Below are 21,716 nucleotides of genomic sequence, written 5' to 3' on the forward strand. Positions count from 1 at the left end.
CCGGACGTTCACAGGAGGACTCCGGCCGGCATCAGACGCGCCGCTTCCAGTTGCAGGGCCACCCGCGGGTCGGAGCCGCCCATGAGGCGGACGAAGTCCAGGCCGGCTTCGAGACCGAGGGTGTCGGGGACCCCGTCCAGCAGCGTGAGCCAGCGCCCGGCGCCGGCCGCCTGCTGCCAGTCTCGGCGGCGCACCGCCCGTACGAAGCCGCGGGCGACGTCCACGGGCCGGGCGCGCGCCACGCGGGTCACGGCGCACTCCTCGCCGGGCAGCGCGAGCGGGGCGAGGACGGCGAGCTGGTGGGTCAGGAACTGCCAGGACGCGTCGTCGAGCCAGCGGGCGTCGGGTTCGGTGCCCGGCTCGTCGGCGAGCGGGCCGTCCAGGGGTGGTTCGGTCCGGCGCAGGGCGCGGGTCATGGCCCAGTGGCTCCACACGACGGTGGGTGCCGCGTCGTCGCGCGGCGGGTGGGCCGCCACGGCGTCCTTGAACACGGCGAGTTGTGCGGGTTCGGGCGGCACGCGCAGCAGGACGCTGGGCAACAGGGTGTCGGCGCCCAGGACGCGTACCGCCGCACGTGCGACGCCTTCTGCGGCGCCGCCTCCCGTCAGGATGCTCCCCGCTCGCACGTGGTCTCCGCTCCGAAGAGCGGAGACCACGTCGGAAGCGAGGTCAAGCACCGTTCCCTGCAGGAGGGCCGATGTGCTCGACTGCTCCATCTCGTTCTCCCGTCGGTCCGTCAGCCCTTCTTCGGGCGCGGGGTCGGCGGCGAGAGCAGGAGGTTGGTACCTCCGGACTGCAGGGCGAGCGCGGCGCACTCGCGGCTGTCGCGGAAGACTCCGTCGGGCTCGGCGGGGTCGAGTACCGCGTCGATGTCGATGTTCTCGGTGCGGGTGACTTCCTCGAGCACCTTGTCCTTGGAAGGCATTTCACCATCTCCCTCTGGTAGCCAAATGGCCTTCACACCCCAGGGTGTCCGGTAAGTCCCAGAACATGCCTTTCTTCACAAAATTCCCAGAAGGTCACTCATTCAACAACGGACGCCCGCAGGAGGCGCCACACGTGGTCCTCGCGGAAGCCCTCGACACCCTCGGGCGAGACGCTCGGCCGGCGAGCGGTCCGACGCGTCTCGACGCTCCACTCCCCCTCGGGCAGGGCGAGTTCGGCGAGAACGCCGTCCAGGGTGGGGAAGACCGCCTCGAAGGGCGGCTCGGTCTGCCAGGAGGGCCAGCCGGCGTGCATGACGACGAGCAGGGTGCCGCCGGGCGCCACGGCCCGTGCGGCGGCGCGCAGCACCGCCTGCTGGTCGAGCTCGACCGGGGACTGCAGATAGTGGGCGCTCACCAGGTCGAAGGAGCCTTCGGGGAACGAGGGCCCCAGCTCGTGGCGTTCCCAGGCGACGCGGTCGCCGACTCCGGCCTCGGCGGCGTGCCCGGCCGCGCGTTCGAGGGCGGTGGCGGAGATGTCCGCACCGGTGACCCGCCAGCCGCGCGAGGCCAGCCACACGGCGTCCGCGCCTTCGCCGCAGCCGAGGTCGAGCGCGGTGCCGGGGGCGAGGCCGGACGCCTCCTGGACCAGCAGCTCGTTGGGGCGCCCGCTCCAGACGCGGCCGGTGTCGCGGTAGCGGGCCTCCCAGAATTCCGCGGCCGGGGCCGCGGCGGGGGTGTCGGTCATGGTGCCTCCTGGGCGGGCGGGGCCGTCTGCACGGCGGGGCGCGCGTCGCTCGCGCGTCCCGTGTGCAGGCTGCCCCCGCCGCCCGGGAGGTGCCAAAGATGTTTGCCGGTCCGGCAAAATCCGGTGTCGGCGGGCCGGCCCGTCAGCGCGTCAGCGCCTGCGCCTCGACCTCGGGATCGTCGGTGCGCAGCCACACCGTCCGCCGCGGGAAGGGGATCTCGACGCCCGCGTCGTCCAGCGCCTCCTTGACCCGGCGGCGCAGCTCCCGGGTGACGCCCCACTGCTGGAGCGGCACGGTCTTGACGGCGAGGCGCACCAGCACCCCGTCGGCGTCCAGGGACTGCACGCCCCACACCGCCGGGTCCTCCAGCAGGACGTCCGCGAAGTCGGGGTCCTCCCGCAGCGCGCGGCCGGTGTCCTCCAGGACGCGGTAGACGGTGTCGAGGTTCGCCTCGTGGGCCACGGCGACGTCGAGGACGGCACGGGCCCACTCCTGGCTGTCGTTGCGGACCCGCAGGATCTCGCCGTTGCGGATGTGCCACAGGCCGCCGTTGAGGTCGCGCACGTGGGTCAGGCGCAGGCCGACGTGCTCCACCTCGCCAATGGCCTCGCCGAGGTCGACGGAGTCGCCGACGCCGTACTGGTCCTCGACCATGATGAGCAGCCCGGACAGATAGTCGGCCACCAGGCTCTGGGCGCCGAAGCCGATGGCCAGGCCGACCACTCCGGCGCTGGCCAGCAGCGGGCCGAGGGCGATGCCGACCTGGTCGAGCACCATGGCGACACCGACCATGAAGAGCACGATGGTCACGGCGCTGCTGAGCACCGAGCCGATCGTGCGGGCCCGCTGCTCGCGGCGCTGCCGGGCCCGGGACCGGTCGCGGTGCAGGACGGCGGCGCCGCGGGCCGGCCTGCGGGGGCGGCTCTGTTCGGCCTCGCCCGCCGACGGTTCCAGGACCCGCTGGACGACCCGGGTGATGGCCCGCTTGGCGACCGCGCGCAGCACGAGCAGGATCACGACGATGAGCGCGATGCGCAGGGGTATCCCGATCAGTGCGGCGGTGTGGTCGCCGATCCAGTCCGACCACGAGGCCGCCAGATGCGGGGTCGTGGCCGGTTCGGCGGGCGGGGAGGTGTGCGACATCGGCTCGGCTGCTCCGTTCCTCGGGGACTGCTTGTCTGCCGTCGGGGCCCCCTACCCGGGAACCGCGCGAACATGACGGCTTGACCGGCGCGCCCCTGGGCACCCGCGGGGAGTCGTCCCACAACGGAAGGGGCCCCCGGCGTGGTTACCGTTGCCGTCCTGCTACTGCCCGGACTGGGGCTGCTGTTGTTCGGCATGACGTGCCTGGAGGACCGGCTGTTCGGTGATCCGGCGCCGCCCCGGCACGCGCGGAACCGGCATCTGCGCCTGATCCCCGGCGGCCGGAGCCTCCGCTCCCCGCGCCCGCGCCCGGAACCGGCGCGGGCCCACGCGTCCGAACGGGACGCCGCCTGAGCCGAGCTCCCGCCGCCGGCCGGACCCCGCCGGGCGGCTCTGGGGCAGGCCGGGCGATGCTGTTCCGGAAGGAACGCACGCGGCGCGGGTGAGGAGAGCGGATGGACACCGGGGAACGGTTCGACGCGGACGACGCATTCGTCCGGTTCTGGCAGGAACGCCGGATCTGCTTCCTGTCGACGCCACGGGCCGACGGGACACCCCATCTGGTCCCGGTCGGGGTGACGTACGACCACGCCACCCGCACGGCGCGGGTCATCACCAGCCGGGACACCACGAAGGCCCGCAACGTACGGCGGGCCGCCGGAACGGTCGTCGCCGTGGGCCAGGTGGACGGCAGGCACTGGTCCACGCTGGAGGGCGTCGCGTCGGTGCGGGACGACGCCGCGGCGGTCCGCGACGCGGAGGCCCGGTACGCCGCCCGCTACCGGCAGCCCCGGGCGAACCCGGAGCGGGTCGTCATCGAGATCGACGTACGGCGTTTCCTCGGCACGGTGCGGCCCCTGTCCGCCCGGCCGGACGCGTGACACGCCCGGCCGGGCGGGGACCGCTCAGCCCCGCCCCGTCCCCGTACGGCGTCCCAGCCGCCCGGGCCACCAGGCGACGGCGCCGATGTCGCGGGCGAGCGCCGGGACCAGCAGCGAGCGTACGACCAGGGTGTCCAGCAGGACGCCGAAGGCCACGATGAACGCGATCTGGAGCAGGAAGGCCAGCGGGATCACCCCGAGCGCGGCGAAGGTGGCGGCGAGGACGACGCCGGCCGAGGTGATCACGCCGCCGGTGGCGGTCAGCCCGCGCAGGATGCCCTCGCGCACACCGTGGCGCAGCGCCTCCTCCCGTACCCGGGACATGAGGAAGATGTTGTAGTCCACGCCGAGGGCGACCAGGAAGACGAATCCGTACAGCGGGACGGAGGCGTCGGTGCCGCTGAAGCCGAACACGTGGGTGAAGACGAGCGCCGAGACGCCCAGGGTGGCCAGGAAGTTCAGCCCCACCGTCGCCACCAGCAGCAGGGGCATCAGCAGGGAGCGCAGCAGCAGGACCAGGATGACCAGGATGATGGCGAGGACCACCGGCACGATGAGGGTGCGGTCCTCGGCCGCGGTCTCCTGGGTGTCGTACTGCTGGGCGGTGTAGCCGCCGACGAGGGCGTCCGCCCCGGAGACCTCGTGGACGGCGGCCCGCAGCCGGACCACCGTGCTCTTGGCGGCGTCGCTGTCGGCGGGCGCTTCGAGCGTCGCGTCGATGCGCACACGTCCGTCGACCACCAGGGGCGCACCGGCGCCGGGGCGGCCGGAGTCGGTCACCGCGGCGGCCGAGGCGACGCCGTCGGTGTCGCGGGCGGCCCGCAGGACCGGGTCGAGGCGGTCGGCCTCGGCGATGACGACGGCGGGGTTGCCGGAACCGCCGGGGAAGTGTTCGGCGAGGGTCTGCTGGGCGGCGACCGAGGGCGTGTCGTTCACGAAGATCTCGTCGAGCGGGACGCCCTTGGAGCTGAGGGTCGGCGCGAAGGCGGCGCAGGCGAGCAGCGCGGCCAGCGAGACCGCCCAGATGCGGCGCGGCGCGCGGTCCACGAGGGCGGCGACACGGTGCCACAGCCGGTGCGCCGCCTCCGGGTCCCCGGTCCGCACCGGCTTGGCCGGCCAGTACGCGACCCGGCCGAGCAGCACCAGCACGGCGGGCAGGAAGGTGAGCGTGCTCAGCACCGAGCAGACGATGCCGATGGCACCGACGGGCCCGAGCGCGCGGTTGTTGGTCAGGTCGCTGAGCAGCAGCGCCAGCAGGCCGAGCGCGACGGTGGCCGCACTGGCGACGACGGCGCCCCAGGAGTCGCGCAGCGCGGCGCGCACGGCGCCGAAGCGGTCCGGGTGGCGGGCGAGTTCCTCGCGGAAGCGGGCGGTGAGCAGCAGCGCGTAGTCGGTGGCGGCGCCGATGACCAGGATGGAGAGGATGCCCTGGACCTGGCCGTCGACGCGTACGACGTCGCGGTCGGCCAGCGCGTAGACGATGGCGCACGACAGGGCCAGCGCGAAGACCGCGCTCAGGATGATGACCAGGGGCAGCAGGACGCTGCGGTAGACGAGCAGCAGGATCACCAGGACCGTGACCAGCGCGACGGCGAGCAGCAGTCCGTCGATGCCGGCGAAGGCGTCGGAGAGGTCGGCCTGGGAGGCCGCGGGGCCGGCGAGCTGTGCCCGGGTGCCGGGGACCTGCCCGGCGGCGTCACCGATGTCGGCCAGCACGTCCGGCAGCCGTTCGCCGAGGTCCGGCTCGACCTGGACGACGGCCTGGAGCGCCCGGCCGTCGTCCGAGGGCACCGCGGGGCTCGCGGATCCGACGATGCCGGGGTCGCCTTCGAGGCCCGCGACCGAACGGGTGGCCGCCTGCCGGTGCGCGGTGACCGCGGCGTCGCCGTCACCGTCGGAGGTCCAGACGACGATCACGGGGAGCGTCTCGTCCTGCTGGAAGGCCTTCTGCTCCTCGACGACCCGGGTGGACTCGGCGCTGCGGGGCAGGAAGGAGGCCTGGTCGTTGGTGGCGACCTCGCCGAGCTTGCCGGCGTAGGGGCCGAGCGCGCCGCCGACGACGAGCCAGACCAGAAGGAGGAGCACCGGGACGAGCCATCGGGCGCGTCGGGCACTTCGGGGCGGGTGGGAGGGGGTGGACATCGGTGTCGGGTCTCCAAATCTCGGGGGGCGCTGGCACCAAATGCGGCTCGATCATAAACAATCTCAATTATCGAGTTATCTTGGGTGCCACCGGAGCGCCGGACGTCGCGACACGCCGCCGTCTCCCTGGGCGGCGGCCGGCTCAGCGGTCGTCCGTCGCCACGTGGCTCAGCTCCTCGTTCAACGCCGCGAGGAAACGGCCCACGACGGCCAGTTCGTCGGCGTCGAAGTGTGCGCGGGCCGCCACGGCGGCCTCGGCCAGCGGACGGAAGTACCGTCGGGCGGCCTCGCGGGCCTCGGGCACGTAGTGCAGGTGGACGACCCGGCGGTCGGCGCTCTCCCGGACCCGGCGCACGTGTCCCGCGCGTTCGAGCCGGTCCACGCACGCCGTCACCGCGCCCGAGGTCAGCCCCAGGTGCCGGCGCAGCCGTCCCGGCGTCATGGGTTCGGGCGCGTCCAGGATCGCGGCGAGGGCCTGGATGTCGGTGGCATGCAGCGTGTGGGCACCGGCGAAACCGTGCACGACGCGGTTGATCTCGCCGTTCATCCGCCGCAGCTGGACGGCGAGGACGTGCAGGTCGCTCGCCTCGGGGCCGGGACCGGTCCCCCGCTCGTGCGCGCGCTGTCCGCGCTGATTCGCTGTCGCCACGTGATCAGCGTATAGAAGGGTCGACCTGGGCCCGGACGCGTCAACCCCGTCCCGTCCGGGGGAAGGGGTCACGGTGACGACTGTCCCGCGAGCGACGGAGCCCCATGAAACACGCAGGTGAAGGACCCGGGAGGACGAGCGGCGAGGGTGCCGGGGCGGGTCTGCGCTGCCTGGTCACCGGCGCCACGGGATATGTCGGGGGCCGCCTCGTGCCTGAACTGCTCGAAGCCGGGCACCGGGTGCGGTGCCTGGCCCGCTCCCCGCACAAGCTGCGCGACCACCCGTGGGCCGGCCGGGCCGAGGTGGTGCGCGGCGACGTCACGGACGCCGACTCGGTGGCGGCGGCGATGGAGGGCGTCGACGTCGCCTACTACCTGGTGCACGCGCTCGGCACCGGCGACGACTTCGAGGCGACCGACCGGCGGGCGGCCCGCACCTTCGCCGAGCGGGCCGAGGCGGCGGGTGTGCGGCGCATCGTCTATCTGGGCGGCCTGACCCCGGCCGGAGTGCCGGAGGGCGAGCTGTCCCCGCACCTGCGCTCGCGGGCCGAGGTCGGCCGCATCCTGCTGGCCTCCGGCGTGCCCACGACCGTGCTGCGGGCGGCGGTCGTCATCGGCTCCGGGTCGGCGTCCTTCGAGATGCTGCGCTACCTCACCGAGCGGCTGCCGGTGATGGTCACGCCCATCTGGGTCCACACCCGCATCCAGCCGGTCGCCGTCCGGGACGTGCTGCGCGCCCTGGTCGGCAGCGCCACCATGCCGGAGGAGGTGTCCCGGTCCTTCGACATCGGCGGCCCGGACATCCTCACCTACCGCGAGATGATGGAGCGCTACGCCCGGGTCGCCGAGCTGCCCCGGCGGCTCATCCTGCCGGTGCCGATGCTCACCCCCGGGCTGTCCAGCCACTGGGTGGGGCTGGTCACGCCGGTCCCGGCGGCCATCGCGCGCCCGCTCACCGAGTCGCTGCGGCACGAGGTGGTGTGCGGCGAGAACGACATCGTGCGCTACGTCCCGCCGCCGCCCGGCTACCCGCTCGGCTTCGACGACGCGCTACGGCTGGCCCTGCGACGGGTGCGGGAGGCCCGGGTCACCACCCGCTGGTCGTCCGCGTCCGTGCCGGGGGCGCCCAGCGATCCGCTGCCCACCGACCCGGACTGGGCCGGCGGCAGCCTCTACACCGACGACCGCGCGCTGACCGTCGACGCGCCGCCCGAGGCGCTGTGGCGGGTCGTCGAGGGCATCGGCGGCGACAACGGCTGGTACTCCTTCCCCCTGGCCTGGGCGGTACGGGGCCGGCTCGACCGGCTGGTGGGCGGGGTGGGCCTGCGCCGGGGACGCCGGGACGCCGCGCGGCTGCGGGTCGGCGACTCGCTCGACTTCTGGCGGGTGGAGGAGATCGTCCCCGGCCGGTTGCTGCGGCTGCGCGCCGAGATGCGGCTGCCGGGACTGGCCTGGCTGGAGATGTACGCCGAGACGGACGACGACGGGCGGACGCGGTACCGCCAGCGGGCACTGTTCCACCCTCACGGGCTGGCGGGCCACGCGTACTGGTGGAGCGTGTGGCCCTTCCACGCCGTGGTCTTCGGCGGCATGGCCCGCAACATCGCCCGCGCCGCCGCCCGCGCCGCCCGGCGCCCCGGCCCGGCCCCCGGCACCGCCGCGCGGTGAGCCCGGCGGTCACGCCCGTGCCGGGCCCACCGCCCCGGTCCGGGCCCCGCCCGTCCCGCCGAGCCGCGGATCACGGTCAGGCGGGGCTGTCGGGGCTGTCGGGGCGGGACGTGTGGTCCGGGTGGTCGCGGGTCCGGCGGGCCTCCTTCAGCTCCGCCTCGTAGAGGTGGGTGCGGCCTCCGGCCAGGCGCGCCACCGCTTCCCGCTCCAGGTCCCGGAACGCCTGGTAGTACGTCCGGTCGTACGCCTCGACGATCTGGAACGTCCAGTGGCCCGGGATCACGTTGCGGCCCTGGATCTCCGTGCGGACCCGCTCCGCCCAGTCCTCGTGACCGGCGGCGCGCAGCAGTTCCACCGCGCGGTCCAGCTCGAAGTCGGCGGAGCCGGTGAACTGGTGGAAGGCGAACAGGTGGCCGCGGGCGCACTCGGTCGTCTCCAGCGCCTTGGACAGGGACCCGAGGGCCTCCACCGTCGCGTCGCTGACGCCCTCGGGGCGCCGGTGCGGGTCGTCATCCATGGTGCTCCAGGGGGTCGTGGCCCCAGTTCATGAGCGAGTACCGCCATCGGGTCTCCCGGACGTCGCCCGACGGGCGCTGGGCCAGGTGCCGGCGGATGTAGCCGACGACCTTGCGCATGTGCTCGTAGTCGTCGTCGGAGAGGTCGCCCTTCTTCTTCCGCAGGATCTCGACGATCCGGCGGCCGGAGGCGTGCCCGACGGACTCGCCGCCGTCCTGGTGGTGCCCGGCGTCGCGGGACTCGTCGCTGTCGAGCCACTTGTCCAGTTCGGCCGGTGTCATGTTCACCAGCTCGTGGAACGCGTCCCGGGTCCCGTCCTGCTCGTCGCCGTCCATGTCACCTCACCTCTTGTCACTTCTTCTTCAGCGCGGACGGCTTGTGCACCGCGGACCTGCCCGACTTGTCGCTGCGGACCTGGTACTGCGGGTCGTCGGGAGAGGCGTCCACGGTGCGGCCCGCCGCCTCGGTGCGCTCGGTGATCTCCTTCTCCACCTCGCCCCCGGTGCGGGAGCCGTGACTGCTCCAGGTGACCTTGTCGCCCTTCTTCAGGCGCTCGCCGTCGTCGCGGTTCTTCGCCATCGCGGTACTCCTTCGCCTGCGATCCCCCTCGCTCTTCCCGGACGGCCTGGGTTCCCCGCCGCGGGTGCTCCACTCGGGCCGGGACCGATTCGGCGCCGAACTATCCTGGTCGCGGCCCCGGCGCCGCCGTCCCGGCCCGCCGCCGTCCTCGCACCGCCGTCGTTCCAGGAGCAGCCCGTTGAACACCAGCACAGCGACCCCGGACAGCTACTACGAGCGGATCGACGAGCACCGCTACAAGCCCACCCCGCACGCGGGCGGCGCGTGGAGCTCGGACGAACAGCACTTCAGCCCGCTCGGGGGCCTGATCGTCCACGCCGTGGACCGCCATCTCGCGCACCGTCCCGGCGCGGCGGAGATGTCGCTGAGCCGGATCAGCTTCGACATCCTGGGCCGCCCGGCGCTGGACGAGTGCGAGATACGGGTGGAGACCGTGCGTCCGGGACGCACCATCGAGCTGGTCGAGGCGACGGTGCTCATAGCGGACCGCTCCGTGGCGCGGGCCAGGGCGTGGCTGCTGGCGGACGGGGACACGAGTGCCGTCGCCGGTGGCGGCGCCGACCGGCTCACCGCGCCGGACACGCTCCCCCGCTGGCCGATGGAGACCCGGTGGCCCGGCGGCTACATCGCCTCCCTGGACGTACGCCCGCTCGCACCGCCCTCCCCCGGCCGCACCACCGCCTGGATCTCCACCGGCCTCGGCCTGGTCGCCGGGGAGAGCGCGAGCCCGCTGGCCTCGTACGTCGCACTGGTCGACACGGCCAACGGCATCGCGGTGCGGCAGTCGCCGCGGGAGTGGATGTTCCCGAACATCGATCTGACCCTGCACCTGCACCGCGCGCCGCGGGGCCGCTGGACCGGACTGGACACCACCGTCGTCTTCGGGCCCACCGGTCAGGGCGTCACCAGCACCGTGCTGCACGACGTGGACGGCCCCGTGGGCCACGCCCAGCAGCTGCTGACCGTCCGTCCGCAGCCCTGAGCGGCCCGGGGCCCGGCCCAGCGCCTCAGCCCTGCCCCGGTCCCGCGGGCGGATCGGCGAGGATGCCCTCCAGCAGCCCGGTGGCCTGGCCGACCTCGATCAGGTAGCCGTCCGGATCGCGCAGGTAGCACCGCAGTTCGGCCTTCCGGTCGATGGGCGGGGTGAGGAACTCGGCGCCGAGCGCGCTCCATTCGCGGTGGCAGCGCTCGATGTCGGCGACCCTGATGTTGAGGAAGCTCGTCGCCGTTCCGGGGTCGTCGGGCGGGCGCAGGGTGACGTCGGGTTTGTCCGGCGTCGGTCCGCCGCCCGGGTTCATGATGATCCAGCCGTTCGCGAGCTTGACGATGCACGGGTTCTCCGCGAGCACCACCTCGCCGCCGAGCACCTGCGAGTAGAAGGCACGCGAGCGCGGCACGTCGGCCACGGTGAGGAAGTGGGTGAGCAGCAGTCCGGACTCCGGTGCCGGCAGGTCTTCACGGCGCATTCCTGGACCCCCAGGAGCTGGTGACTGGTTTCCTTCGTCCCGTCCATCATGGACCGCGTCCGGCCCGCCGGAAAGACGATCAAGACGGCGTGAGCACCAGCCGGCCCCGCACCCGACCGGCCTCCAGCCTGCGGTGGGCCTCTGCCGTCCGCGACAGCGGCAGCCGGTCGGCGATGCGCGGGCGCCACGGCGTGCGGGTGAGGACGCCCACGACACCCCGTGCCGCCTCGTCGAGGTCGGCGGTCGTGGCGTTGCTGATGGCGAAGCCCACGATGCTCGCGTCGCGGGTGTAGAGCCGGCTCACCGGCAGTGCGGCGGGCCCGGAGCCCAGTCCCACCATGGCGACCAGCCGCCCGCCCCGGGCCAGCGACTCCACGGCGTCGGCGAGCACCCCGCGCCCGGACGTGTCCAGGTGCACGTCGTAGCCGTCCGGGGCGGCCGCGCGCAAACGCTCGCCGAGGTCGGGCGCGTGGTGGTCGAGGACCTCGGCGGCGCCCAGCTCGCGCACCGCCTCGGCGTCCCGCGCCCGCGCCGTGGCGACCACGCGGGCCCCGGCCCGGGCGGCGAGGGAGACGGCGGCGCCGCCGACGTTCCCGGCGCCGCCCCCCACGTAGACGGTCTCCCCGGCCCGCAGCCGCCCGTGCCGGAACAGGGCGAGCCAGGCGGAGGCGGCCGGGTGGGCGGCCGCCACCAGGTGCTCCTCGTCGACGCCGGCCGGCGCAGGGTAGAGGCGCTCTGCGGCGACCGTCGCGTACTGGGCGAAGGAGCCCTGCCTGCCGCCGTGGCCCAGGCTGTTGCACCACACCCGCTGTCCGACCGCGAGGCCCGCGGCACCGGGCCCGGTCGCGGCGACCTCGCCCACCAGGTCGCGGCCGACGACGAACGGCGTGGGCAGCGATGTGGCATACGCGCCGGACCGTACGAAGGTGTCCACGGGATCGGCGGCGACGGCCGACACCCGCACCAGTACGTCCGTGGGCCCGACCGGCGGAACGGGCAGTTCCCCGTACCGGATGGCGTCGGCGGGTCCGACGGCGTCGATGTACGCCGCCCGCATCCTGTCCGGAACCGTGCCGTTCATGACCTCATGCTACGAACCGCCCGGTGGTGACGCAGCGGAGCGCCGACCGCCCCCTAGCGGTGGAAGACCTCCAGTTCGGCGATCGACGTGAACGTCTGGGTGCCTCCGCTGCCTCCGACGACGCGCACGCCGTCGCCGCTGTTGGTGGCGAAGTCGAAGACGTACGTGCGGTGGGTGCCGGCGGCCGACGAGGTCGGGTAGGCGGGCGTGACGCGCTGGGCCTCGACGTCGTGCCAGGCGCCGTCGCGGCGGACCTGGATCCTGGGCGCGCTGCTGAACCAGCCGCCGTCGCCGAACATCGTGCCGGTCGTGTACGCCACCTGGTTGACGTGGTACTGGCGCGGCCAGGTGTAGCCCCACCAGCTCGTCGCCTTGCGTTCGTCGTTCCAGTCGTCCTCGTTCTGGGCCTTGTCGCCGTCGTTGTAGACCGCGGTGCCGAAGTGCGTGGCGCGCTCGACCGGGACGGTGCCGGGTTCGCGCGCGAGGTTGCGCGCGCCGTCGGGTGCGTTGCCGGGCGTGGTGGGCTCGTACGGGGTGAGGGACATCCTGCGCAGCGAGTACGTGTAGGCCCAGAAGTCCCCGCCCGGGTAACCGCCGCCGCAGGGGCAGACGTTGGACTGGAGCCACATCGACCGGCCGTCGGCGCTGATGTACTTGGACGGGATGGTGGTCGCGTAGCCGCCGTGCTTGGTGTGCGTCCAGGGGTAGCCGCCGAAGTCCTTGGGGGTGAAGCGCTTCCACGGGCCCCAAGGGCTGGCCGCCTCGTAGAACTCGAAGGTGTACTCCGTCCACGAGGTGTAGATGTAGCGGTTCAGCGGCTTGTTGTAGACGACTCCGCCCTGGCTGATCACGCTGAGGTCCCTGACCCGGCCGGGAGTGCCCACGTTCTGGTAGACGCGGCGGTCGTCGTGCAGGACCGCGACCCGCTGGTCGATGTCGGGCGTCCACCGCGGGGTGCCGCCGCCGTCGCCGGCGTAGAACTGCCAGGTGGACCTGTCCTGGACGGAGCCGGCGGGCACCCGGGCCAGGTAGAGGTCGGCCGGGTCCGGGTCGGGGTCGAAGGTGTCGCGCCAGTTGTGGTCGAGGCCGTAGGCGTAGACGTATCCGTCCGGGCTGTTCGCGTTGTCCTTGCCGTAGTCGAGGAACATGACGGTGGTGAACTTCTCGTCCGAGAACATCGGCGTCGTCCTGTCCGACGTCCATGTCGCGCCCTTGTCGGTGGACTTGACGATGGTGGCGCTGGGTGCGTTGTCGAGCGTGCCGCGTTTGAGGTCCTGGACGGCGAGGTACAGGTCGCCGTTCACGCAGGCCATGCCGGTGGGTTTGCGGTAGTACTGCTGGGGGTCGCCCCAGATGCGGCCGACCCGGTCGCCGGCCGCGCGCTGGGTGCCGGTCAGGTTGCCGGGCATGCCGCTGATCCGGGCCACGCCGATGTCCTGCCAGGTGTCGCCGAATCCGACGCCGTCGCCGTACGCGGCGTAGACGTGGTCGTCGTCCGACCAGCACGACGGCCACAGGTCGCCGTGCTCCTTGTTGTCGCCGACGGCGGGGGCGCCGACGGTGGCCCCGGGGTCGATCCGGACCGTGGAGAAGTAGGTGCTCTCCGGGGCGTTCGCGAGCGTGGAGGTGGCGGCGGCGCGGGCCGACGGGGTTCCGGTGTCGGCCTGGACGGCGGGGATGGTGGACGCCGTGACGGCGGCCAGCCCGGCCACCAGGGTGATCAGCAGTCTGCGTTTGCGGTGGCGCACGAGTACTCCTCGGTGGGTCGGACGGGGAAGGTGCTCAGACCGCGAGGCCGTTGATCCGGTACTGCAACCCGAGGCTGTGCGGAGCAGGAGGCGTCGGCCCGGGCCGCCGTGGGCCGCTCCCGGACTGGCGTGTTGTGAACCTGTCATGCAGACTCCTCGGAATCGTGGGGGCTTCCTGGTTCGCCTGCCGGTCGTTCACGTTCACCGGTGGTGCTCTGGGGTGTTCCGCCCGCGGTGGCGACGGGCGGAACACCGGGAGTACTACAGCGCCACGTCCCCGCACAGGTGCACCTCGACGCCCAGTTCGGCGAAGAGGGCGGCCTTGGCGCGCAGGGCCCGGTCGGCGGTGGCCGCGTCGGGTGCGTAGGCGACGTTGAGGTGGTTGGCGCGGTGGCGGGCCATGAACTGGTCGCGGGTGACGCCGTGCAGGACCGCGTGCATGATCGGCCACTGCGGGTTGGTGGCGTCCAGCCGGCGCCGCGTCTCCTCCTCGGGCAGCTCGACGGCGGTCGCGCGGCCGAGGTCGACGTGGAGGCCGCCGTCCATGAGGAAGACGCGCGACCAGACGATCTCGCCGGGCTTGGAGACACCGCTGAGGGTGCCGCCGCCGAGCGGGAAGAACATCGGCGGCTGCCGCATGCTGTACGACTTGTCGTAGCCGCCGTGGTGGGAGGCCGGGACGGAGCCGGAGATCTCGAAGACCCAGACGAACCGGCCGTCGTACTCCTCGCCCCAGCGGATGTCGTGCAGCGTGGTGGCCGGGTCGAGGCCCATCGCCGTCCAGATGCGGTTGGTGACCAGGGAGTCGACGGCGACGCCCTCGTCGACCTCGTTGAAGTGCGGCAGCGGGGCACCGGCGTACAGCTCCCGAGCGCCGTCGCGGCTGAACACGGGCGGACGCTGGACGTTGTTGAGCAGACCCTCGGCGAGGTCACTCGCCGGCACCGTGTCCTTGAGGCCCTGCTGGTACTGGATGCCGACCGCGTCGAGTCCGAAGTCGTCGGAGATGCGCAGCGCGGCGATGTACATCTTGAACTGGCTGAGCAGCTGCGCGTCGGTGAGTTCGGTGGCCTCGTCGGTGCCGGTGTGGAAGGTCATGCCGGCGTCGTCGAGCCAGGTGCGGACGGCCTGGGCCTCCTCGTCGGAGACCTTGTTCATCTCCGCGACCAGGGCGCTCTGCGACAGGCGCTCCTTGTAGATGCCGAGCGGGTTGAGGAACTCGTCGTCGATGATGGCGTTGTACATGCCCATGCAGCCCTCGTCGAAGACGCCGATGATCGCCTTCTCCTCGCGCAGGTGCCGGGCGAGGGCCGTGCCGAGTTCGGTCTCGGCGTCCTTCGGCAGCTCGGGCAGCGGCCGGACGTGGCCGGTGTCGTGGGCGAGGGTGCCCGTCTCCAGCCAGGTGCGCAGGCCCTCGCGCGCCCAGTCGTCGGTGAAGTCGGGGCTCCACAGGGCCGAGTAGTCGATGCCCGCCTTGGTGAGGCTCCCGGCCAGGCCGAGCAGGCCGACCAGACCCGGGAACTCGCCGCTCCAGTTGGCCACGAGCAGGATCGGGCCCCTGTGGTCGCGCAGCCCGGCGAGGACGTGGTGGCTGTACTGCCACACCGCCTCGACGACGATCAGCGGGGCGTCCTTGGGCAGGTTCCTGAAGACCTCGATGCCGGCGCGCTGGCTGTCGATGAACCCGTGTCCCTTGGCCTCGTCGACGGGGTGTCCGCGGCGCACCTGCCGGCCGAGGGCGGTGACGGCCGCCGCGAGGTCCTTCTCCAGCTTCTCCTGGGTGGGCCAGCAGGTGGTGTTGGCGGCGGGGCGGAGATCGCCGCTGGCCACGGTGTAGACGGTGGCTGGCTCGGCGGCCGGCGGCTGGTGGAGTACGGGCAGGGTGTACGCGGTCATGCGGTCTCCGTAGGTTGTGCGTCCGGCCGGTGGGGCCGGCGGGGTCGAGCGGGTCCTGCGCGGCGGTCCCCGGGCGGTCGGTCGGTGGCCCGGGCGGGCCGTCGGTCAGCGTTCCTGATACGTCGCCAGGGTGTGGACGACCTCCGCGGTGGCCGGGTAGAGGCGCCGGTAGAGGGCGTAGAGGTCGTCGTAGCGTTCGGTGTGCTCGGGGCGCGGCGTCACCGTTTCGCGCACCGGGTTCCAGGCGTCGACGGAGACGTCCTGGACGAGCCCGGCGGCCAGCAGCGCGCCGCCGTAGCTCGCGCCGATGGTGGTGGCGCGCAACTCCTGTGCGCGGCCGGTGATGTCGGAGACGATCTGCGTCCACAGGTCGCCCCGCGTGCCGCCGCCGACGGCGACCACCCGGCAGATGTCGCCCCCGGCCGCCTCGATCACCTCGATGTTGTGCCGGACGCCGAAGCCGGTGGCCTCCAGGGCCGCCCGGTAGAGGTCGCCGCGGGTGTGGGACAGCGTCAGGCCGGCGACCACGCCGCGGGCGTCCGGGTCCATGACCGGGGTGCGTTCGCCGGAGAAGTACGGCAGCATCAGCAGGCCGTTGGCGCCGGGCCCCGACTCGGCGGCCCGGCGGGTCAGGCCGGCGTGGTCCTCGTCGGCGAACAGATCCCGGAGCCAGTTGGTGACCGCCCCGGAGGTGGCCATGCCGCCGGCCAGGTTGCGGGTGCCGGGCAGGGCGCCGACCGTGCCCCACAGGGACTCGCTCGTGAGGGGCTCGGGGACGGTGTGGACGAGGAACATGGTGGTGCCGTACATCAGCATCAGGTCACCGGTGCCCTGGGCGCCCACGCTCAGCGCCTCCGCCCAGGCGTCGATCGTGCCGGTGGTCACCGGGATGCCGGCGGGCAGGCCGGTCTCCCGGGCGGCGTCCGCCGTGACGGTGCCGGCCGCCTCCCCGGACCAGCGCAGCGGCGGCAGCTCGATGCCGGGGGCGACCTCGGCGGCCCAGGGGGCGTACCACTGGCGGGCGTGGGTGTCGTAGAGCGGCGTGCACTGGCTGGCCGAGTGGTGGTCCAGGACGTAGGCGCCGGTGAGCCGGCGGACCAGCCAGGAGCTGGGCATGTAGAGGCGGCGGGCGCGGGCGTACTGCTCGGGTTCCTCGTCGGCGATCCAGGCGATCTTGGGTCCGGCCGCCTGGGTGGTGAGGGCGGAACCGCCCCGGCCGATGATCTCCTTCGCGCCGAGCCGGGCCTCGATGCGCTCGATCTGGCGGACCGAGCGGGTGTCCACCCCGTAGAGGATCGCGGGGCGCAGCGGTGTGTCGTGCTCGTCGGTGAGCAGGACGCACGGTCCCATTCCGCTGACGCCGACGGCGGTGACGGTGACGTCGCCGGGGGCGGTCAGTTCGCGGGCGATCCCGGTGAACTCGTCCCACCAGACGGCGGCGTCCATCTCGAAGCGGCCGGGGCCCGGCCTGGCGGGGGTGTGCTCCCGTACGGCCGAGCGGATCAGGGTGCCGTCGGGACCGACGAGTACGCCCTTGCTGCTCGAGGTGCCGATGTCCACACCGATGACTGCGTTGCGAGGCATGGCGAGCACGTTTGCAGAAATCGATTTCAGCGTCAAGGGAGCGCACACATGACGCGACTTGACCCTAGAAGGCCGGGTCAGGCGGGGCGCGTGAAACACGGAGACGCACGACCGTCTCAGCTCTTGACACCCCCTGGAGGCAGCTCTACGTTTCGGTGAAATGGATTTCAGGGACGCAGAAACGCCGCGTCACCCCGACGACGGCGTAGCGTCCTCCCCCGCGCCCACCGTGCCCCCTCGGGCCACGGCGCACTCCGCAACTCCACCTTGAGGGCAAGACACGATGACGACCTTTGGACTCGACGGCATCTCCCGCAGGACGCGTGCCGTGAGCCGCTCCATCAGTGCCGAGAACTTCACCGGCGCCAGGGCCGGCGGCGGCCGGGCCACGGAGGGCACCGGGGCGGTGGCGGCGAGCCGCCTGGGACCGGGCTGGAAGATCTCCCCCAGCATCGACATCGCCGCCGGCGAGACGGCCGTGCTCGCGGACATCGAGGGCCCCGGCACCATCCGTCACCTGTGGTGCACCACCGACCCGCACGGGGCGTGGCGCGGCACCCTGCTGCGGATGTACTGGGAGGGAGAGGAGACCCCGGCCGTCGAGGTCCCGCTCGGGGACTTCTTCTGCAACGGCTGGAACGTCTTCAGCCAGGTCTCCTCCGTGCCCGTCGCGGCCAACCCCAACGGGGGCTTCAACGCGTACTGGCCGATGCCCTTCCGCCGCGCGGCGCGCATCACCCTGGAGAACCTGACCGCCGAGAAGGTCACGCTGTACTACCAGGTGGACTACGAACTGGACGAGGTCGGCGAGGACGCCTCCTACTTCCACGCCCAGTGGCGCCGCAGCCATCCCGTCCCGTTCGGCGAGGTGCACACCCTGCTCGACGGCGTCACCGGCGCGGGCAGCTACGTGGGCACGTACCTGGCGTGGGGCGTGAACAGCCCCGGCTGGTGGGGCGAGGGCGAGCTGAAGTTCTACCTCGACGGCGACGAGGAGTACCCGACGATCTGCGGCACCGGCACCGAGGACTACTTCGGCGGCGCCTGGAACTTCGACGTCCCCGGGCAGGGCTACACCGCGTACACCACCCCGTATCTCGGCCTGAACCAGATCCTGCGCCCGGACGGGCTGTACCGCAGCCAGCAGCGGTTCGGGATGTACCGCTGGCACGTCCTGGACCCCATCCGCTTCGCCGAGGACCTCCGCGTCACCGTGCAGAGCCTCGGCATCGGCCCGGGGCAGGGCAACGGCCTGCCGCACCGTTACCGGCACACCAGCGACGACATCGCCAGCACCTCGCTCTTCTACCTGGACGCGCCGGCCTGCGCGTCCCGTCCGGCCACTCCGGACCTGCTCACCCTCGAAGTCGACTGACCCCGCTCGCTCTCTCCCCACACCTCCCCCACAGCCCCGTCCCATCCCACTCCGACAGGAGCGCACGCATGCTCCAGCACGGCAACGACGCCGGGCGACCGGCGCCGGCTCCGTCCCCGGCCGGCACCTCACGCCGGCGCTTCCTCACCGCCATGGCGGGCACCGGCGCGGCCGTCGCGGCCCCGGCCCTGCTCACCGGTTGCGGCACGGCCCGGGCGAAGGGGGGCAACCTCCAGTTCTGGAACTTCTACGGACCCCAGCGCTCACCCGACCCGGCGATCAACGCGCAGTCCAAGTGGTTCACCGACATGGTCGGGAAGTGGAACGCCACCCACACACAGCAGATCGACCTCGTGTATCTGCCGCAGCCCACCTACCTCAACGGGTTCAAGCTGCCGTCCGCCTTCGCCACCGGCGAGGGCCCGGACATCTTCATGCTCTCCCCCGGCGACTTCCTGCGGTACTACAACGGCGGCGTCCTGGAGGACCTCACCCCGTACCTGGAGAAGGCGGCCGTCGACGACTTCGGCTCCGCACTGGACAGCCGCAAGGTCGGCGACAAGGTCTACGCCCTCCCCATGGAGGTCGAGCCGCTGGCGATGTTCTACTCCCAGAAGCTGTGGGAGAAGGCCGGCCTGTCCGAGGCCGACATCCCCACCACCTGGGACCAGATGCTCGACGTCGGCGACAGGCTGGGCTCCCGCACCACGGCGGGCCTCGTCTTCGAGACCAACCCGGGCTACTACCAGAACTTCACCTGGTATCCGTGGATGTGGCAGGGCGGCGGCGACGTCCTCGACGAGCGCGGCGACGTGGCCTTCGACTCCAAGGCCACCCGCCAGGCCCTCGCGCTGTGGCAGGACGCCGTACGGCACGGCATCGCCCCGCGCACCGTGCCGGCCGCGGGCGACGTGATCGGCGGTTTCAAGGGCGGCAACGTCGGCATGTGGCAGCAGGGCATCTGGAACGTCTCCAGCTTCAAGGCCTTCGCCCCCGACTACCCGTACGGCGTCTTCAAACTGCCCACTCCCCCGGGCGGCGACTACGTCACGGCACTGGGCGGCTGGTCCTTCTGCGCCAACGCCCAGGGGCGCGACCCGCAGGCCGCGGCCGAGTTCTGCGTCTGGGCGCTGGGCTCGATGGAGGACGAGTCCATCAACCGGATGGTCGACTGGTGCGTCGGTGCCAAGTCCGACGTGGCGCCCCGCGCCACGGCACTGGAGCGCGGCGCGGCCAAGGGCGGCTACGACTCCGAGGTCATGCGGAAGTTCAAGGACGAGATCTTCCCGGGAGGGCGTGCGGAACCCCGCTACCCCCCGGTCGTCTACAAGGCGATCTCCGACGCCATCCAGGGCACCATGCTCGCCGGCCGCGGCGTGGGGAGCGAGATCGAGCGGGCCACCCGGTCCATCGAGGCGTACACCAAGAGCTACAAGGGGGCGAGCCTGATATGAGCAGCGTCGCCGCGAAGGAGCGCCGGGCCGCCGCGGCCACGGCCGAGCCACCGGCCCCGACCAGAGGCCCCGGGCTCAGCCGTCGGCACCGCGAGTGGCTGGCCGCCGCCCTCTTCCTCGCCCCCGACGTCCTGGGGCTGCTGGTCTTCGTCGCCGTCCCGATGGTGCTGTCCATCGCGCTGAGCTTCTTCCAGGTCAGCGGCTTCGGCAGCTACGAGTGGATCGGGCTCGGCAACTACGAGCGGATGATGAACGACCCGCTCTTCTGGGACTCGATGAAGATCACGGGCCTGTACGTGGTGATCCTCGTGCCCGTGCTGTTCTGCGTGAGCCTCGGGCTCGGCCTGCTGGTCAAGCAGAAGCTGCCCGGCATGGGCGTCTACCGCACGGCGCTGTTCCTGCCGTACGTCATCAGCCTCGTGGTGGTCGGCGTGCTGTGGAAGTTCCTGCTGGACGAGCAGACCGGGGCGGTCAACCGGGCCATGCGGGCGGCGGGTCTGGACGGCGAGTCCTGGCTGGGCAGTCCCTCGCTCGCCCTCGGCTGCGTCATCGCGGTCATGGTGTGGGTGATGATGGGCTACTACATGATCATCTTCCTGTCGGGCCTCCAGGAGATCCCCAAGGAGTACTACGAGGCCGCGAAGCTGGACGGCGCGGGACCGTGGACGCAGTTCCGCTCCATCACCTGGCCGCTGCTGCGCCCGACCAGCTTCTTCGTCCTGATGATGTCCACGGTCGCGGCCATCACCGGCGGCCTCGACCTGATCTTCGTGCTCACCAACGGCGGGCCCGCCAACGGCACGTCACTGGCCATTTTCTACATCTACCAGCAGGCCTTCGGGTTCGGTGAGTACGGCTACGCGTCGGCCATGGGCTCGTTCCTGGTGCTGATCATGGTTGCCGTCTCCGCGGTGATCTTCAAGTTCACGAGGGGCGGGAGGTTCGACGATGGCGAGTGACACCCTGACGACAACGGCCGGCCGGGGCCGCGGGTCCGGCAGCGGCGGCGGGTCCGGTGCCGGACCCGGCCGACGGCGGCCGCTTTCCGGGCGCACCGGGCTGACCGCCCTGGCCGTCGTCCTGTCCGTGATCAGCGTTCTGCCGGTCCTGTGGATGCTCACGTCGTCCTTCAAGACACGCGAGACCGTCACCGACGGCAGGCTGATCCCGACGGACTTCACCTTCGACAACTTCGTGTACGTCTTCACGGAGGTGCCGTTCGCGCGCTACCTGTGGAACAGCTTCTTCATCTCCGCGGTGATCACGATCGCGGCCCTGTTCTTCCACTCGATGGCCGCCTACGCCCTGGCCCGGCTGCGCTTCCCCGGCCGCGAGAAGCTCTTCGGCGCGATCTTCGCGACCCTGCTGGTCACCGCGCCCGTGGTGCTGATCCCCCTGTTCATGGTCGCCCGCGAGCTGGGGCTGCTGGACAGCTACGCCGGACTCATCATCCCGGCGATCTTCAACGCCTTCGGCATCTTCCTGCTGCGCCAGTTCTATCTGGGGCTGCCCAAGGAGCTGGAGGAGGCGGCCGTCATCGACGGCTGCGGCCACTGGCGGGTCTACTGGAACATCGTGCTGCCGATGTCCCGGCCGATCCTCTCCGCGCTGGCGATCTTCTTCTTCCTCGCCAACTGGAACGCCTTCGTCTGGCCGCTGGTCGCCACCAACGACCAGGACCTGACCGTGGTCCAGCTGGGCATCGCCTCGTTCCAGACGCAGTACACGTCGAACTGGAACTACATCCTGGCCGCGGCGACGGTGGCCGCGCTGCCCATGCTGATCCTCTTCTTCGTCTTCCAGCGCCAGATCGTCGAGTCGATCAAGACGTCCGGCATCAAGTAGCGGGGCCGTCGAGGGGCC

General features: G+C 72.3%; 22 protein-coding genes. 8 read left to right on the forward strand and 14 right to left on the reverse strand.

All coding sequences use genetic code 11. The annotated features are described in order from the left end of the window. Positions 1 to 8 precede the first annotated feature (8 nt). The 4 genes from D1J63_RS02690 to D1J63_RS02705 form a co-directional block, all read right to left on the reverse strand. The gene (locus D1J63_RS02690; RefSeq protein ID WP_125627555.1) at positions 9 to 716 is read right to left on the reverse strand and encodes a hypothetical protein; all 708 of its coding nucleotides are present in this window, start codon (positions 714 to 716) and stop codon (positions 9 to 11) included. 20 nt (positions 717 to 736) lie between these two features. Next, on the reverse strand, positions 737 to 925 hold the full coding sequence (locus D1J63_RS02695; RefSeq protein ID WP_030399561.1) for a hypothetical protein: 189 nt from the start codon (positions 923 to 925) through the stop codon (positions 737 to 739). 98 nt (positions 926 to 1,023) lie between these two features. Continuing rightward, complete coding sequence (locus D1J63_RS02700) at positions 1,024 to 1,671, reverse strand: class I SAM-dependent methyltransferase (RefSeq protein WP_125627556.1); 648 nt, start codon at positions 1,669 to 1,671, stop codon at positions 1,024 to 1,026. Positions 1,672 to 1,813: 142 nt separating this feature from the next. Then, positions 1,814 to 2,815: a mechanosensitive ion channel family protein gene (locus tag D1J63_RS02705; protein ID WP_125627557.1), complete on the reverse strand. Its 1,002-nt coding sequence runs from the start codon at positions 2,813 to 2,815 to the stop codon at positions 1,814 to 1,816. A 141-nt stretch (positions 2,816 to 2,956) separates the two neighbouring features. Here D1J63_RS02705 and D1J63_RS02710 point away from each other — a divergent pair, with 141 nt between their 5' ends. Continuing rightward, a complete protein-coding gene (locus tag D1J63_RS02710) occupies positions 2,957 to 3,169 on the forward strand; it encodes a hypothetical protein (RefSeq protein WP_125627558.1) in 213 nt (70 codons plus the stop codon). Positions 3,170 to 3,270: 101 nt separating this feature from the next. After that, the gene (locus D1J63_RS02715; RefSeq protein ID WP_125627559.1) at positions 3,271 to 3,696 is read left to right on the forward strand and encodes a TIGR03618 family F420-dependent PPOX class oxidoreductase; all 426 of its coding nucleotides are present in this window, start codon (positions 3,271 to 3,273) and stop codon (positions 3,694 to 3,696) included. A 24-nt stretch (positions 3,697 to 3,720) separates the two neighbouring features. Here D1J63_RS02715 and D1J63_RS02720 read toward each other — a convergent pair whose 3' ends face one another. Together D1J63_RS02720 and D1J63_RS02725 are read right to left on the reverse strand one after the other, a co-directional pair. Beyond that, complete coding sequence (locus D1J63_RS02720) at positions 3,721 to 5,838, reverse strand: MMPL family transporter (protein WP_125627560.1); 2,118 nt, start codon at positions 5,836 to 5,838, stop codon at positions 3,721 to 3,723. A gap of 142 nt (positions 5,839 to 5,980) precedes the next feature. Next, the gene (locus D1J63_RS02725; RefSeq protein ID WP_125627561.1) at positions 5,981 to 6,487 is read right to left on the reverse strand and encodes a MarR family winged helix-turn-helix transcriptional regulator; all 507 of its coding nucleotides are present in this window, start codon (positions 6,485 to 6,487) and stop codon (positions 5,981 to 5,983) included. Positions 6,488 to 6,591: 104 nt separating this feature from the next. Between D1J63_RS02725 and D1J63_RS02730 the strand changes: the two genes are divergently transcribed. After that, entirely contained in the window at positions 6,592 to 8,154 is a 1,563-nt protein-coding gene (locus D1J63_RS02730) for an SDR family oxidoreductase (protein WP_125627562.1), read from the forward strand. A 76-nt stretch (positions 8,155 to 8,230) separates the two neighbouring features. Here D1J63_RS02730 and D1J63_RS02735 read toward each other — a convergent pair whose 3' ends face one another. From D1J63_RS02735 to D1J63_RS02745, 3 genes are read right to left on the reverse strand one after another with little or no spacing between them, the layout of a single operon-like run. Beyond that, positions 8,231 to 8,671, reverse strand: a complete 441-nt coding sequence (locus D1J63_RS02735; protein WP_125627563.1) for a hypothetical protein — start codon at positions 8,669 to 8,671, stop codon at positions 8,231 to 8,233. Next, positions 8,664 to 9,005 (reverse strand): DUF3140 domain-containing protein, encoded by a 342-nt coding sequence (locus tag D1J63_RS02740; RefSeq protein WP_102927973.1) that lies wholly within the window; start codon positions 9,003 to 9,005, stop codon positions 8,664 to 8,666. Before D1J63_RS02740 ends, D1J63_RS02735 begins: the two co-directional genes overlap by 8 nt. Before the next feature lie 16 nt (positions 9,006 to 9,021). Next, the gene (locus tag D1J63_RS02745) at positions 9,022 to 9,249 is read right to left on the reverse strand and encodes a DUF2945 domain-containing protein (protein ID WP_125627564.1); all 228 of its coding nucleotides are present in this window, start codon (positions 9,247 to 9,249) and stop codon (positions 9,022 to 9,024) included. Between the two features lie 178 nt (positions 9,250 to 9,427). Between D1J63_RS02745 and D1J63_RS02750 the strand changes: the two genes are divergently transcribed. Beyond that, the gene (locus D1J63_RS02750; protein ID WP_125627565.1) at positions 9,428 to 10,231 is read left to right on the forward strand and encodes a thioesterase family protein; all 804 of its coding nucleotides are present in this window, start codon (positions 9,428 to 9,430) and stop codon (positions 10,229 to 10,231) included. Between the two features lie 25 nt (positions 10,232 to 10,256). On the opposite strand, the gene D1J63_RS02755 is transcribed toward D1J63_RS02750, so the two are convergent. The 5 genes from D1J63_RS02755 to D1J63_RS02775 form a co-directional block, all read right to left on the reverse strand. Then, on the reverse strand, positions 10,257 to 10,715 hold the full coding sequence (locus D1J63_RS02755; RefSeq protein ID WP_125627566.1) for a VOC family protein: 459 nt from the start codon (positions 10,713 to 10,715) through the stop codon (positions 10,257 to 10,259). Between the two features lie 79 nt (positions 10,716 to 10,794). Beyond that, positions 10,795 to 11,796, reverse strand: coding sequence for an NADPH:quinone reductase (locus tag D1J63_RS02760; RefSeq protein WP_125627567.1), 1,002 nt, complete (start codon positions 11,794 to 11,796; stop codon positions 10,795 to 10,797). 53 nt (positions 11,797 to 11,849) lie between these two features. Next, positions 11,850 to 13,544, reverse strand: a complete 1,695-nt coding sequence (locus tag D1J63_RS02765; protein WP_125627568.1) for a hypothetical protein — start codon at positions 13,542 to 13,544, stop codon at positions 11,850 to 11,852. 261 nt (positions 13,545 to 13,805) lie between these two features. Beyond that, positions 13,806 to 15,440 (reverse strand): fucose isomerase, encoded by a 1,635-nt coding sequence (locus D1J63_RS02770; protein ID WP_125627569.1) that lies wholly within the window; start codon positions 15,438 to 15,440, stop codon positions 13,806 to 13,808. A gap of 105 nt (positions 15,441 to 15,545) precedes the next feature. Beyond that, complete coding sequence (locus D1J63_RS02775; RefSeq protein ID WP_125627570.1) at positions 15,546 to 17,024, reverse strand: FGGY-family carbohydrate kinase; 1,479 nt, start codon at positions 17,022 to 17,024, stop codon at positions 15,546 to 15,548. A gap of 283 nt (positions 17,025 to 17,307) precedes the next feature. Between D1J63_RS02775 and D1J63_RS02780 the strand changes: the two genes are divergently transcribed. The 4 genes from D1J63_RS02780 to D1J63_RS02795 all read left to right on the forward strand — a co-directional run bounded on the left by D1J63_RS02780 (position 17,308) and on the right by D1J63_RS02795 (position 21,698). After that, the gene (locus tag D1J63_RS02780) at positions 17,308 to 18,399 is read left to right on the forward strand and encodes a glycoside hydrolase family 172 protein (protein ID WP_061440913.1); all 1,092 of its coding nucleotides are present in this window, start codon (positions 17,308 to 17,310) and stop codon (positions 18,397 to 18,399) included. A 68-nt stretch (positions 18,400 to 18,467) separates the two neighbouring features. Further along, a complete protein-coding gene (locus D1J63_RS02785) occupies positions 18,468 to 19,853 on the forward strand; it encodes a sugar ABC transporter substrate-binding protein (protein WP_125627571.1) in 1,386 nt (461 codons plus the stop codon). After that, positions 19,850 to 20,812 carry a sugar ABC transporter permease gene (locus D1J63_RS02790; RefSeq protein WP_125627572.1) on the forward strand — a complete coding sequence of 321 codons (963 nt, stop codon included), beginning with the start codon at positions 19,850 to 19,852 and terminating at the stop codon, positions 20,810 to 20,812. Before D1J63_RS02785 ends, D1J63_RS02790 begins: the two co-directional genes overlap by 4 nt. After that, positions 20,802 to 21,698 (forward strand): carbohydrate ABC transporter permease, encoded by an 897-nt coding sequence (locus D1J63_RS02795; protein ID WP_232249361.1) that lies wholly within the window; start codon positions 20,802 to 20,804, stop codon positions 21,696 to 21,698. The genes D1J63_RS02790 and D1J63_RS02795 overlap by 11 nt, the downstream gene beginning before the upstream one ends. Positions 21,699 to 21,716: the final 18 nt, after the last annotated feature.

This window comes from Streptomyces sp. KPB2 (assembly GCF_003950055.1).
In the GTDB taxonomy this organism is placed as follows: Bacteria; Actinomycetota; Actinomycetes; order Streptomycetales; family Streptomycetaceae; genus Streptomyces; species Streptomyces salinarius.

Bases quoted from the DNA above. Each gene is read 5' to 3' on its own strand.
- D1J63_RS02700 (WP_125627556.1), bottom strand. From the start codon at position 1,671: ATGACCGACACCCCCGCCGCGGCCCCGGCCGCGGAATTCTGGGAGGCC.
- D1J63_RS02715 (WP_125627559.1), top strand. From the start codon at position 3,271: ATGGACACCGGGGAACGGTTCGACGCGGACGACGCATTCGTCCGGTTC.
- D1J63_RS02755 (WP_125627566.1), bottom strand. From the start codon at position 10,715: ATGCGCCGTGAAGACCTGCCGGCACCGGAGTCCGGACTGCTGCTCACC.
- D1J63_RS02785 (WP_125627571.1), top strand. From the start codon at position 18,468: ATGCTCCAGCACGGCAACGACGCCGGGCGACCGGCGCCGGCTCCGTCC.
- D1J63_RS02695 (WP_030399561.1), bottom strand. From the start codon at position 925: ATGCCTTCCAAGGACAAGGTGCTCGAGGAAGTCACCCGCACCGAGAAC.
- D1J63_RS02770 (WP_125627569.1), bottom strand. From the start codon at position 15,440: ATGACCGCGTACACCCTGCCCGTACTCCACCAGCCGCCGGCCGCCGAG.
- D1J63_RS02780 (WP_061440913.1), top strand. From the start codon at position 17,308: ATGACGACCTTTGGACTCGACGGCATCTCCCGCAGGACGCGTGCCGTG.
- D1J63_RS02740 (WP_102927973.1), bottom strand. From the start codon at position 9,005: ATGGACGGCGACGAGCAGGACGGGACCCGGGACGCGTTCCACGAGCTG.
- D1J63_RS02790 (WP_125627572.1), top strand. From the start codon at position 19,850: ATGAGCAGCGTCGCCGCGAAGGAGCGCCGGGCCGCCGCGGCCACGGCC.
- D1J63_RS02735 (WP_125627563.1), bottom strand. From the start codon at position 8,671: ATGGATGACGACCCGCACCGGCGCCCCGAGGGCGTCAGCGACGCGACG.
- D1J63_RS02795 (WP_232249361.1), top strand. From the start codon at position 20,802: ATGGCGAGTGACACCCTGACGACAACGGCCGGCCGGGGCCGCGGGTCC.
- D1J63_RS02705 (WP_125627557.1), bottom strand. From the start codon at position 2,815: ATGTCGCACACCTCCCCGCCCGCCGAACCGGCCACGACCCCGCATCTG.
- D1J63_RS02745 (WP_125627564.1), bottom strand. From the start codon at position 9,249: ATGGCGAAGAACCGCGACGACGGCGAGCGCCTGAAGAAGGGCGACAAG.
- D1J63_RS02760 (WP_125627567.1), bottom strand. From the start codon at position 11,796: ATGAACGGCACGGTTCCGGACAGGATGCGGGCGGCGTACATCGACGCC.
- D1J63_RS02720 (WP_125627560.1), bottom strand. From the start codon at position 5,838: ATGTCCACCCCCTCCCACCCGCCCCGAAGTGCCCGACGCGCCCGATGG.
- D1J63_RS02690 (WP_125627555.1), bottom strand. From the start codon at position 716: ATGGAGCAGTCGAGCACATCGGCCCTCCTGCAGGGAACGGTGCTTGAC.
- D1J63_RS02775 (WP_125627570.1), bottom strand. From the start codon at position 17,024: ATGCCTCGCAACGCAGTCATCGGTGTGGACATCGGCACCTCGAGCAGC.
- D1J63_RS02730 (WP_125627562.1), top strand. From the start codon at position 6,592: ATGAAACACGCAGGTGAAGGACCCGGGAGGACGAGCGGCGAGGGTGCC.